10 protein-coding genes are annotated in these 12396 nt (G+C 60.2%); all 10 read left to right on the plus strand.

The window, feature by feature from the left end:
- Nucleotides 1-367: 367 nt before the first annotated feature.
- The 10 genes from HMPREF2681_RS06030 (at nt 368) to rsfS (ending at nt 12394) form a co-directional block, all read left to right on the plus strand.
- Nucleotides 368-4465, plus strand: coding sequence for a translation initiation factor IF-2 N-terminal domain-containing protein (locus HMPREF2681_RS06030; RefSeq protein ID WP_070546415.1), 4098 nt, complete (start codon nt 368-370; stop codon nt 4463-4465).
- Nucleotides 4466-4848: 383 nt separating this feature from the next.
- Nucleotides 4849-5157 carry a 50S ribosomal protein L21 gene (rplU, locus tag HMPREF2681_RS06035; protein WP_038628111.1) on the plus strand — a complete coding sequence of 103 codons (309 nt, stop codon included), beginning with the start codon at nt 4849-4851 and terminating at the stop codon, nt 5155-5157.
- Nucleotides 5158-5197: 40 nt separating this feature from the next.
- Entirely contained in the window at nt 5198-5455 is a 258-nt protein-coding gene (rpmA, locus tag HMPREF2681_RS06040; RefSeq protein WP_016422312.1) for a 50S ribosomal protein L27, read from the plus strand.
- A gap of 257 nt (nt 5456-5712) precedes the next feature.
- Entirely contained in the window at nt 5713-7227 is a 1515-nt protein-coding gene (obgE, locus tag HMPREF2681_RS06045; protein WP_070546416.1) for a GTPase ObgE, read from the plus strand.
- Nucleotides 7228-7325: 98 nt separating this feature from the next.
- Nucleotides 7326-8672, plus strand: a complete 1347-nt coding sequence (proB, locus tag HMPREF2681_RS06050) for a glutamate 5-kinase (RefSeq protein ID WP_049171008.1) — start codon at nt 7326-7328, stop codon at nt 8670-8672.
- Between the two features lie 174 nt (nt 8673-8846).
- The gene (locus HMPREF2681_RS06055) at nt 8847-9560 is read left to right on the plus strand and encodes a class E sortase (RefSeq protein WP_016422315.1); all 714 of its coding nucleotides are present in this window, start codon (nt 8847-8849) and stop codon (nt 9558-9560) included.
- Nucleotides 9561-9713: a hypothetical protein gene (locus HMPREF2681_RS11125; RefSeq protein ID WP_049190848.1), complete on the plus strand. Its 153-nt coding sequence runs from the start codon at nt 9561-9563 to the stop codon at nt 9711-9713.
- Nucleotides 9714-9727: 14 nt separating this feature from the next.
- A complete protein-coding gene (locus HMPREF2681_RS06060; protein ID WP_224783791.1) occupies nt 9728-11071 on the plus strand; it encodes a glutamate-5-semialdehyde dehydrogenase in 1344 nt (447 codons plus the stop codon).
- 21 nt (nt 11072-11092) lie between these two features.
- Nucleotides 11093-11848: a nicotinate-nucleotide adenylyltransferase gene (gene nadD / locus HMPREF2681_RS06065; protein WP_070546418.1), complete on the plus strand. Its 756-nt coding sequence runs from the start codon at nt 11093-11095 to the stop codon at nt 11846-11848.
- Between the two features lie 87 nt (nt 11849-11935).
- Nucleotides 11936-12394, plus strand: a complete 459-nt coding sequence (rsfS, locus tag HMPREF2681_RS06070) for a ribosome silencing factor (protein ID WP_005511538.1) — start codon at nt 11936-11938, stop codon at nt 12392-12394.
- The last annotated feature ends 2 nt before the right edge of the window (nt 12395-12396 follow it).

Below are 12396 nucleotides of genomic sequence, written 5' to 3' on the forward strand. Positions count from 1 at the left end.
TCATAAACGCAGTCAGTAACTCGGATTGGCCCGCCGCCACCAATGTCGGTGCGCGCCACCTGCTCGATATGTGCGACAATGGACAGCAGCAGTAGTGCCCGGGAGTTCGCTCCGGCGGATGAAATATGCCGCATGTGATCGCTGAATCCCCGAGTCAGCCGGTAGGCCTGCCAATAAGACTTTCATAATTGTTCATCGTTTTCGGCCCTCTATCTGCGCATTTGGCGCAAATGAAGTGGCTGTCGCAACATCGTTGCTCCGCCTGGTTTCCAAGGCCACAACGGATGTAGGCGCACATGGAATGACAAAGAGTGTGCTTCCTGTTGTCGGGTTTTGCGTGGTGGGGTGTCAAGGAGAAACAAATACAGTGGCAAATTTCAGCCAGGATGTTGTCGCTAAGGCACGCGAATTTGATCGTGAGTCAGCGGCTCTGAAAACCCGAGTCCACCACCTGGCCAAGAGCTTGGGGTTGACCTCGAAGGAAACCATCGAAGCACTGGGGCACGCGGGGATCGTCGTAAAGTCCGCTGCGTCCACCATTAATCAAAATCAGCTCGACGCAGTGCTGAATTTCATCGGCGATCATCCAGAGGATGCCTCGCTTGACGACGGATCTGCTGCGACCAAGCCAACCGGCGAAAAGCCGGCCGCGAAGGAAAAACAGTCGGCAGGTAAGCCGAACGCGGCGGATGAGAAGTCGGACGAGCAAACCGCAGCTAAGTCCGAGAAGAAGCCAGCTGCGAAGAAGAGCAGCAAGAAGTCGGCTGCGAAGAAGGCCACAAAGAAGGCTGCGCCGAAGGCAGAAAAGAAGACCGACCAGAAGGCAGCCAAGAGCGAAGCGGAGTCGGACGCAGCGCCTGCCGAGGAAGTGACCGAGAAGAAGGACACCAAGAAGGCCTCGGCTAGAAAATCCTCGGCAAAGCAGAGCGCAGAGAAGCAGGCTGAAGAGAAGCAGAGCGCAGAGAAGAAGAGCACGACTAAGAAGCGGGCAACACGTAAGCGGGCTGTGAAGAAGACCGCTGGCGCTCCGGAAGAAACCGCAGCGAAGGACGAGCCGAAGGACTCGAACTCGGTCGTCGAGGAAGCTGTTGAGGCTGTCGTTCAGTCGTCGTCGAAGAAGGCGTCCGATAAGAAGGCTGCCGACAAAAAGGCTTCCGACACCGTAGCCGAGACCGCTGAGAAAACCTCCGCTGAGGAAGCTTCCGCCGAAGCACCTGCTGCAAAGAGCGCTGCAGTGACCACACGTCGTGGTCGCCGAGTTCGCCGTGCGGTCCGCACGACCAGCGCTCCAGCAGCAGAGGAAATTCAGGAAGCGCAAGAGCCGCAGAAAACGCAAGAGCCGCAGGATACGCAGGCAACTCAGGACGAAGCCCTGCAAGATATCGAGCCGCCGGCAGTTCCGGAGCCGCCGGTTGCGGAAGAGCAGACCGCGTTTGCGCCTATCTTCCTGGCTCCGCAGGCTGTTCCGGCCTCGGCCAAGGATTCGGCCACCGAGGATGCAGCTTCGGCTGACAGCGGTGCCTCCAACCAGGGCACCGATGACAACGCGGGGGAGGGGCAGGACGGCTCGTCGTCAAGCGAAACGGAGCGTCAGCCGCGCCCGCGTCGTCGCCGTCGTGGACGTGGGCGTCGTAATGATGACGCGCAACAAGCGGAGAAGACCACCGAAAACACAGAGCGCGAGGAAGAGGAAACCCGCGAAGAGGTCGAGGAGCCGCAGGCGATTAAGGGATCGACTCGCCTGGAGGCGCAGCGACGTCGCCGTATCGAGCGTCGTGAGGAATCGCGCAAGCGCCACGTAATCTCGGAGGCGGAATTCCTGGCTCGTCGTGAGTCGGTGGAGCGCACGATGGTGGTGCGTGAGCGCAAGCGCCATGACCACGCGGGCATTGTCACTGAGGTGGGTGTGCTGGAAGATGACCTGCTGGTCGAGCACTTCGTTACCTCTGACACGCAGACCACGCAGATCGGCAATATCTACCTCGGTCGCGTGCAGAACGTCCTGCCCAGCATGGAAGCGGCGTTCATCGATATCGGAACCGACCGCAACGGTGTCATTTACGTAGGTGACCTGAACTGGAAGCTGCTGGGCACGAAGTCGCGTTCGCGCAAGATTGAACATGCGCTGAAGGCCGGCGACCAGATTCTCGTCCAGGTGTCCAAGGACCCGATTGGTCACAAGGGTGCGCGTCTGACCACCCACATTTCGATGGCTGGTCGATTCCTGGTGTACGTGCCGGGCGGCCGTAGCGCGGGTATTTCCCGCAAGCTGCCGGAGCCGGAGCGCAAGCGCCTGAAGTCGATTCTGAGCGAGGTTACGCCGGAGGGCTCGGGCACGATTATCCGTACCGCCGCCGAGGGTGTATCCAAGGAGGCCATCGAGGCCGACATTAAGCGCTTGGAGACGCAGTGGCAGGAGATCTGGGAAGCCTCCGAGGCGGCGAAGGCGAAGCGTGGAGCAAAGCCGATTGCGCTGTACGAAGAGCCAGACATGCTGGTCAAGGTCGTCCGCGACGTCTTCAACGAGGACTTCTCGCGTCTCGTGGTGGAGGGCGATCGCCCGTGGAACACAGTGACGGACTACATCGGCGACCTGGCGCCGGAGCTGGAGCCGCGACTGCAGCGCTACTTCGCCAAGGAGCACGGCGGCGCCGATGTCTTCGAGCACTTCCGCATCGATGAGCAGCTGGCCAAGGCACTCGACCGCAAGGTCTGGCTGCCTTCGGGCGGCACGCTGGTCATCGACCGCACCGAGGCCATGACGGTCATCGACGTCAACACTGGTAAGTTCACCGGCGCTGGCGGAAACCTGGAAGAGACGGTCACTCGCAACAACCTGGAGGCCGCTGAGGAAATCGTCCGCCAGATGCGTCTGCGCGATCTGGGCGGCATGATCGTTGTCGACTTCATCGACATGGTGCTGCCGGAAAACCAAGATTTGGTGCTGCGCCGTCTGAAGGAGGCGCTCGGCCGCGACCGCTCGCGTCACGAGGTCTCCGAGGTCACCTCGCTCGGCCTCGTCCAGATGACGCGCAAGCGTCTGGGCACAGGCCTGCTGGAGACCTTCTCCACGCCGTGTAGCTGCTGCAATGGCCGCGGTCTGATTATCCACATCGATCCGGTTGAGCAGGACAATCAGGGCCGTGGCCACAAGAATGGCCGTCGCAACGACGAGCAGGGTAAGTCCAAGCGCCGCAACAAGTCGCGCTCGGAGCACAATCCGGCCAACCACCCGGCCGCGCTGGCCATGCACCGCGATCAGGGCGACCAGGCAGGCTCTTCCAAGGCAACGCGTGACGACGACACGGAGACCAACCAGCGCGATAAGGACGCAGCCGACAAGCGTGTCGCAGCTGCTGTCGAAGCTGTCATTGTCTCTTCTGAGAACGATGAGCCGAAGCCGCCGCGTCGTCGCCGGGTTCGTAAGAGCCAGGGCCGAAACGATGAGCAGCGACAGAACGACCGTGGCCGTCAGGAGCGCCGCGAGCGTACTGAGCAATCGGAGAACTCCGATGACCTGGCTGCTCTGGCTGCCGCAGCTGTTGCGGAAGCCCGTGAGAAGGACCCAGAGGAGCCGTCGGATGACCGTTACATGCCGCAGGAGGGGCAGCGCCGCCGCCGTCGGGCTACGCGTCGCAGGGTAGCGGAGCATGTTGCCGTTGATTCGGCTGCACGCGACGCCGATGACCGCGACGAAGAATATGGTGATCGTCGCAAGCGTTCGGAGCGCCCGACCCGTGCTGAGCGTGCCGAGCGCACCGATAACGGTGGCTCCGGTGGAGGCCGTGGTGAGGCTGAACGCTCCAGCAGCGCTAGCGCTCGACGTCGCCGTCGTCGCGCTGTGCGTCGTACTGCTGTGGATGAAACCACTGCGCCTCAGGCTGAGTCTCAGGCAGCTTCCACCACAGACGTGAGGGAGCCAGCCAAGGATGGCAAGAGCGGCAACGCTAACAAGACCGGTAAGGCTGTGGCCGAGGAGTCCCAGACCTATGAGGAGGCGAAGGAGGCGTTCGAGCGTTCTCCACGCCGTCGTCGTCCGACGCGCGGTAACTCTCGCTCGGATCGCGCACCGCGCCGCGAGGACTTCGAGTCCACTAAGCCAAAGGCGGACGCTGAAGGCAGCAAGGGCGGAGATCGTGCGAAAGACAACCGCGATGACAGCAACCGCAGCACCAACCGCAGCGCCAACCGCAGTGGCGGTGGACGCCGCTCGGGCAAGTCACGGGTTGAGGTCGTAGCGGTCCAGGGCACGGGAGCTCGCCGTAATCGCCGTCGGGCGGTGCGCAGGGTCTCGTCGCAAAGCGATGCCGGAGCGACTGCGCCGAAGCAGCGACAGGGCGCTTCAAACCGCGCTACTAAGCCAGAGCAGAAGCAGGCTAATCGCGGTGCTGCGGCGCCGGAGACGAAACCGGCCAATCGTCGTCGCCGCGTGCGTCGTGCGGTGCGCCGAAGTGGCCAGAACTAGGTATTGGAAACCTGGAGTAAGACCAGATAGAAGGCTGTTTTCCGTTCCCTAAAGCAGGGGGTGGAAAGTGGCTTCGGAAACTGCCCGGGAAGACCGTGAAAACCAATGGGGGACAGGGTCTTACTCGGGCAGTTTGTAATTTAGGGGGATTTTTCGCTACTCTTGACCAGTCGCTGATTAGTAGGCGTATCTGGTCATGCCCACTGGTGCTTGAGGCGCTGGTGGTAAGGAAACGGCCAGAGCGGGGAAATCTACTCGGATTTGGCTTTCGGGTATGTCCCTGAAGTGTTCTGCACACGCAACTAATCGCAATTCCATTGTCCAGTCAAGGAATTACAAAGATTCCTTGAGTCGAGTTTCTCAGATAAAGGGGTAGCCCTCCTATGTACGCGATCGTCAAGACCGGCGGCAAGCAGTACAAGGTTGCCGAAGGTGACCTCGTCAAGGTCGAGAAGATCGAGGGTGAGCCGGGTTCGTCCGTGGCTCTCACCCCGGTTCTGCTCGTCGATGGCGCAGATGTCATTGCGGATGCCGACAAGCTTGCCAACGTTACCGTTAACGCAGAGATCGTCGAGGCCGTCAAGGGCCCGAAGATCCGCGGCATGCACTACAAGAACAAGACTGGCTACAAGCGCCGCTACGGCCACCGTCAGCCGCTCACTGTTCTGAAGATCACCGGCGTCTCCAAGTAAACCGCCGAAATTCCAATTAGCTTTTCCCTAGGAGAAAATCATGGCTACTAAGAAGGGTGCATCCAGCACCAGCAACGGCCGCGACTCCGAAGCTAAGCGCCTCGGCGTGAAGCGCTTCGGCGGCCAGCAGGTTAAGGCAGGCGAGATTCTCGTTCGTCAGCGCGGTACCTCGTTCCACCCGGGTGAGAACGTTGGCCGTGGCGGCGACGACACTCTCTTCGCTCTGAAGGCAGGCGCAGTCGAGTTCGGTACCCGCCGCAACCGCCGCATTGTCAGCATCGTTGAGAACAACTCCTAAGAACAACCTTCGGTTGTCCGCATAGGATTACTGCAACGTTGAATTTGAGGCAGGTTTAACTGCCTTGCAGAAGAGCCGATTCCTTTCCCACTGCGAAAGGTAATCGGCTCTTTTGTTGTTTATGTCCTGTTTCGCGCCGTTAGGTTGCGAGGCAGCGTTTTGTTACCGCCTAGACTTCTGCCCGTCGGCTCGCTTAAATTAGGGCATTACTCCAGGCACTAGAAGATGGCTCTCCGCTCGGAAGTGTGTGTGATTTTATGTCTCGTTTTGTAGATCGTGTCGTGCTGCATTTGCAGGCCGGCGACGGCGGTCACGGCTGTAACTCGGTGCTGCGTGAAAAGTTCAAGCCACTGGGTGGCCCCGACGGCGGTAACGGTGGCCACGGTGGCGACATTGTGCTTGTGGTAGACCCCCAGATCCATACTCTGATGGACTTTCACTTCCACCCCCATATCAAGGCTGCCAACGGTAAGCCGGGCGCTGGCGATCACCGCAACGGCGCTCGTGGTGAGGATCTGGTTCTCGGAGTGCCGGAGGGCACGGTTGTGATCACCGAGGATGGGGAAGTGCTGGCGGACATGACCGGTAAGGGCGCCCGCTTCATTGCCGCTGAGGGCGGTTACGGTGGCCTGGGCAACGCAGCGCTGGCAAACAAGAACCGCCGTGCGCCGGGATTTGCTCTCCTCGGTGAGCCGGGCGAGGCCAAGGATCTTGTCTTGGAGCTCAAGTCCATGGCCGACGTTGGACTGGTGGGCTTCCCGTCGGCCGGAAAGTCGTCGCTGGTCAGCACCTTGAGCGCTGCTAAGCCGAAGATTGGTGACTACCCGTTTACCACGCTGCAGCCGAACCTGGGTGTAGTCAACGTTGGCTACGAGTCCTTCACCATCGCAGATGTGCCGGGTCTTATCCCGGGGGCTTCTGAAGGCCGTGGTCTTGGGTTGGATTTCCTGCGTCACATTGAGCGCTGCGCTGTGCTCGTGCATGTGGTTGACGCTGCTGCTCTGGAGGGCGACCGCGATCCGGTCTCTGACATCAAGGCGTTGGAGACGGAACTCGCCAACTACCAGTCGGTGCTGAAGGCCGACGTGGGGCTTGGGGATCTCGCAGAGCGTCCGCGCGTCATCGTGCTGAACAAGATTGACCTGCCCGATGCTCGCGAGATGATTGACATGCAGCGCGAGGAGCTGGAGAAGTTCGGCTGGCCGATTTATGAGATCTCTACGGTGACGCACGAGGGGCTCAAGGAGCTGACCTACGGTCTGAAGGATCAGATTGCCGCCTATCGCAAGGCCCATCCGTTGCCAACAGAGCAGGAGCCCCGTGCGGTCATCCGTCCGGAAGGTGTGCGTGGCAAGAAGCGCGAAGGCGCGGACTTCACCATCGAGCGCGATCCGAATACCCCAGATGGGTTCATTGTGCGTGGCCGTAAGCCGGAGCGCTGGATTAACCAGACGGACTTCGAAAACGACGAGGCAGTCGGCTACTTGGCTGACCGCCTGGCCAAGCTTGGTGTCGAAGATGCCCTGGCAAAGGCTGGGGCAACGGTTGGCTGCCCGGTGACGATTTCCTATCTCACCTTCGAGTGGTACCCGCAGCAGGTCGCGGGCACCGATGACTTCGTGCCGAGTGGCCGTGGTACCGACGATCGTCTCTACGTCAACGAGCGCACTAGCGCTGAGCAGCGTAAGCGTGCATCGCAGGCCCGCCGTGGTCTGATTGACGAGTACGATTTCGGAGATGGCGAAGAGGCTATTCGCGACCGGTACTCATAGTCGCGGGCGCCAGCGTCGTCGGCAAGCGAAGACTTCAAACTTGCATTTTGCCATTAATTGTTTAAACAATTATATAGTCAGAATTACATTAGACCGTCATGTTTTCCATTAGTGAAATGAGTGAGTCAGTTATCCCTTCCGACACCGTTGCCAACGATGTTGACGTCACTGGAGCAGATGCATTAGATGCCCCGGTAGCTACCCCGAAGTCTGAATCGGACGCGCCGATTTCCCGTGAGGAGGTCGACGAGCTGCTTCACAACAATCCTGAGTCCACCGTCGCTGAGATTGAAAAGGCGACTGAGAATTTATCTCCGGGAACCAAAGGCGGTTTCGATTCCGAGACTCGTGAGGCAATTCGGACCGCGAAGCGTGTCGTGGTGAAGATTGGTTCTTCCTCGTTGACCGGATCTGACGGTCGTACCGATCCCGAACGCATCGACTTCATTGCCGATGCCCTGGAAAAGCGTATGGGCTTTAGCGATGTCATTGTCGTGTCCTCCGGCGCGGTGGCATCCGGAATGGGGCCGCTGGGGCTGACTTCGCGTCCCACTGATTTGGCGACCAAGCAGGCGGCTGCAGCGGTGGGGCAGGTGCGCCTGGCACAGGAGTGGGGACGCTCCTTCCTGCGCTATGGCCGCACTTCTGCGCAGGTGCTTTTGACCTCGGACGATGCAGGTGTGCGTTCGCGTGCCCGCAACGCTCAGCGCACTATCGACCGCCTGCGCCAGCTGGGTGCAGTGCCAATTGTCAACGAAAATGACACGGTCGCGACCTCGGAGTTCCGCTTCGGCGACAACGACCGCCTGGCCGCCCTGGTCAGTCACCTGGCGTACTGCGATGCACTGATTCTGCTTTCCGACGTCGACGGCCTCTACGACCGCAACCCGGCCGATCCAGGTGCGACCTTTGTGCCAGAGGTGCGCAGCGGTAACGACCTACGTGGTGTTATCGCCGGTGACGGTGGGGCACTGGGCACCGGTGGAATGGCCTCGAAGGTGTCTGCCGCACGCCTGGCTTCGCGTGCTGGGGTGCCGGTGCTGCTGACTTCTGCGTCCAACATTGAGCGAGCACTTGACCAGGCAGACGTGGGAACCGCTTTCGCCGCGAAGGACAACCGCCTGAGCGCCTGGAAGTTCTGGATGCTCTACGCAGCGGATAGCTCGGGCCTGCTTCGCCTGGATGCCGGCGCGGTCGACGCTGTGACCCGCATGCGCAAGTCGCTGCTCCCGGTCGGTATCACCTCGGTTGACGGTGAGTTCTCCGCTGGTGACATCGTCGACCTGATTGGCCCGAGCGGTGAGGTCATCGGACGCGGCGAGGTCAACTATGACTCTGAAGAACTGCTGGGCATGATCGGCTACCACACCGAGGAATTGCCGAATGACATGCAGAAGCCTGTCGTCCATGCCGACTACCTGTCGGATTTCGCCTCCCGCGCTTAGGAGAGCGTTGCGCTGAGAGCTGCAGCGCTTAAAGACGCGCACCTGGGCGCGCCCGGACAGAGGTGCCTCGGCAAAGACCGGCTGAGTGGGGACTAGCTGAGTGCGGACTGGCTGGGGGAGGAGTGCCTGAGCGCGGACTGCCTGGATGAGGAACTTTCGGGCATAATCCTAAGTGTGTTATCGAAAATTATTGGCGTCATCGGCGAGTTGCTCTTGACCGCTGGAGTGATGGTGGCGCTCTTCGCCTTTTATCTGCTGTACTGGTCTGGTCTTGAAACCGGGAAAGCTCAGCAGCAGGCTCGTGATGAGCTGCAGCAGGCATGGTCCGCACCGGCATCGGCCTCAGCTCAGGCGCCAGAAGGCACGGAGCCAGCTGTTGAGGGCTCTTGGGTGCCTGGCTCTGCGGTGGCGATGATTTCCGCTCCAAAGGCCGGTTTTAGCGATTTGGTCGTATTCGAAGGTGTCTCTCAGGAAGTTTTGCGCGGTGGCCCCGGCCATTATCCGAGCACAGCCCTTCCGGGGCAGGTGGGCAACAGTTCTTATGCCGCCCATCGTGACGGCCACGGAGCTCCCTTTGACAACATTGACCGCCTGCAGACGTGCGATGACATCACTGTAGAGACGCGTGATGCTATTTACCGCTACAAGGTATTACCGGTCGACGGTATGGCTGGCGCAGGGGAAAGCTTCGACTGCGTGCCAGAAGGAACTAACGTCCCCGAGATTCCCGGCCAGCACATTGTCACTCCAGACCGCGCCGATGTCCTCAATCCGGTCGGTAACGCGACTCTACTTACGCTGACTACCTGCCATCCGCAGTGGGACAACACTCATCGGCTCATTATTCACGCGGTTCTCGCCGGTGTTGAGACCAAGGAGGTCAACTAGATGTACGCAGCTTTTTGGCGATCCCTGCCGGGTCCGTGGTGGGTGAAAGCGACCATCACCATCGTGATTGCCGTCATCGTGTTCCTGCTGTTGATGAATTACATCTTTCCTTGGGTTGCTGAGCTAATTCCCTCAAATGATGTCTCACTCTAGTTATGCTGGTAGGCATGACTGCTCAAACGAACGAAACTGCTAACACCAATCAACAGGGCATTGCCGAGGATTCGGCTCTTAGTCCGGAGCGTGCTGCTGAGCGCGCCGAGGTTTTAGATAAGGCACAGCGTGCCAAGGCTGTCGCGGGAGAGCTGGCTCGCTTTACGTCGGCACGCAAGAACGAGCTCCTGCTGGCCGCAGCAGATGCGCTGGTCGCCCGTACTGAAGAGATTCTGGTAGCCAACGCCAAGGACATCGAGGCCGGTAAGGCCCGTGGTTTTAGTGACTCCCTGCTGGATCGCCTGCGTCTTGACGCCGATCGTGTTGAGGGTATTGCCGGTGGGCTGCGCCAGGTTGCGGCCCTGCCGGATCCGGTAGGCGAGGTGCTGCGGGGCAGCACTCTTCCCAACGGCATTAAGCTTTCCCAGGTCAGCGTTCCGCTGGGCGTGATGGGCATGGTCTACGAGGCTCGCCCGAACGTTACTGTCGATGCCTTTGGTCTGGCGCTGAAGTCGGGCAACGTGGCCTTGCTGCGTGGCTCCAAGTCCGCCGTCCACTCCAACACGCAGCTGGTCGCGGTTTTGCGTGAGGTGCTGGCCAACCACGATGCACCGGAGGACCTTGTTCAGCTGCTGCCGTGTGAGACCCACGATTCCGTGCAAGATCTCATAACTGCCCGCGGCCTGGTTGACGTAGTGATTCCGCGCGGCGGTGCCGGTCTGATTGAGGCCGTCGTGACGAAGGCAACGGTGCCGACCATTGAGACCGGTACCGGTAACTGCCACATCTACATCGATGCTTCCGCCGATATCGACGAAGCGATTGCGCTGATGATTAACGGCAAGACCCGCCGTCCGAGCGTCTGTAACGCCACTGAAACGGTTCTCATTGACTCGGCGCTGTCCGCGCAGGATCAGGTCCGCATTTTGGACGCGCTTGCCGACGCGGGCGTTGCGGTCCACGGCGATGTCGATAATCTGGCGGCCTCTGGGTGGACTGGTGAGGTCATTCCGGCGACGGCGGAAGACTGGTCGGATGAGTACCTCTCGCTAGACATTGCCGCACGCATTGTCGACGGTGTGGTGGCCGCGACGGATCACATCACTGAGTACTCCTCGGGACATACAGAAGCTATCTCTGCACGTGACTGGGGCGTGTGCCAGGAGTTCGTCGACCGTGTCGATGCGGCCGCCGTAAGCGTCAATGCCTCGACTGCGTTCACCGATGGTGAGCAGTACGGTTTCGGCGCAGAGATTGGTATTTCCACTCAGAAGCTGCACGCCCGTGGGCCCATGGGGCTGCCGGAGCTGACCAGCAGCAAGTGGGTTCTGGCTGGTCGTGGACAGACTCGTCCGTAGTGCCCAGGTAAAGTGCCAGTCATGATTAAGCGCAAGAAAAGTGTGCGGTCGCGAGTACACGCCGCGTTGACAGCGAAGTCGGCGGACGCGCCCCGGCAGCGCATTGGCGTAATGGGTGGCACTTTTGATCCCATCCACAATGGTCACCTGGTTGCCGCCAGCGAGGTGGCAGACCGTTTCGACCTTGACTTTGTGCTTTTCGTGCCCACGGGTGAACCGTGGCAAAAGCGCGGCCGGAAGGTCTCTCACAGCGAAGACCGCTACCTGATGACGGTCATTGCCACCGCGTCGAACCCACAGTTTTCGGTCTCGCGGGTTGATATTGACCGGCCGGGTGCGACCTATACCGTCGATACGCTGCGGGATTTGAAGGTCATCTATCCCAATGCGGATCTGTTCTTCATTACCGGTGCCGATGCGCTGCAGAAGATTATGACGTGGCGGGACTGGGAGGAGATGTTCGACGCAGCAACGTTCGTCGGCGTCACTCGCCCAGGAGTTCACCTGCGTGCAGAGGACCTGGAAGGAATCGACGCTTCACGGTTGCACCTCATCGAGATTCCCGCCATGGCTATTTCTTCTACCGATTGTCGAAAGCGTGCGGAGGCAGGACGCCCTGTTTGGTACTTGGTGCCGGATGGCGTGGTGCAGTACATCGCTAAGCGGGGTCTGTACCAGTCTGCTGAGGGCACGGTTGGTTCTGTGGGCCCCGCATCGGTGAACTCGACCTCCGAGGATGCGGCATCGGTGGATGCGAAGTCCGATACCGCGGACTGAAAGTTAGCAAAATCCCGCTGAGACGGTAAGTTACAAGTACAAACGCTGTTTTTCACGACTTTTAATCACAAGGAGCTGAAGTCTTTCGTGACTGCACAACCACGCGCCATTGAGCTGGCGACCGCCGCGGCGAAGGCCGCCGATAGCAAAAAGGGTGAGGACGTCGTTGTTCTCGATGTCTCTGGCCCGGTGGTGATTACGGACGCATTCGTCCTGGTCAGTGCTGACAATGAGCGTCTGGTTGCCGCAATCGTCGACGAAATTGAGGACGATCTGCGTGACCTCGGCGCAAAGCCGGTTCGCCGCGAAGGTGTCCGTGAGGGACGTTGGGCGCTGCTGGATTACGGCGACATTGTCGTGCATGTCTTCCGCAGTGAAGAACGCGACTTCTACGGCCTGGATCGACTGTGGCGCGATTGCCCGCGCATCGAGGTCGAGGGCATCGAGCAGCCGAGCAACGAGGACGGCGAAGATTCCGCCCGCAATGCTCGTTCTATCGACGAGATTCCGCTGGCTGCCGAAAACCCGGACACGGACGAGTTTTAATT

The sequence above is a fragment of the Corynebacterium sp. HMSC064H12 genome (assembly GCF_001809925.1).
Lineage (GTDB): Bacteria > Actinomycetota > Actinomycetes > Mycobacteriales > Mycobacteriaceae > Corynebacterium > Corynebacterium jeikeium_D.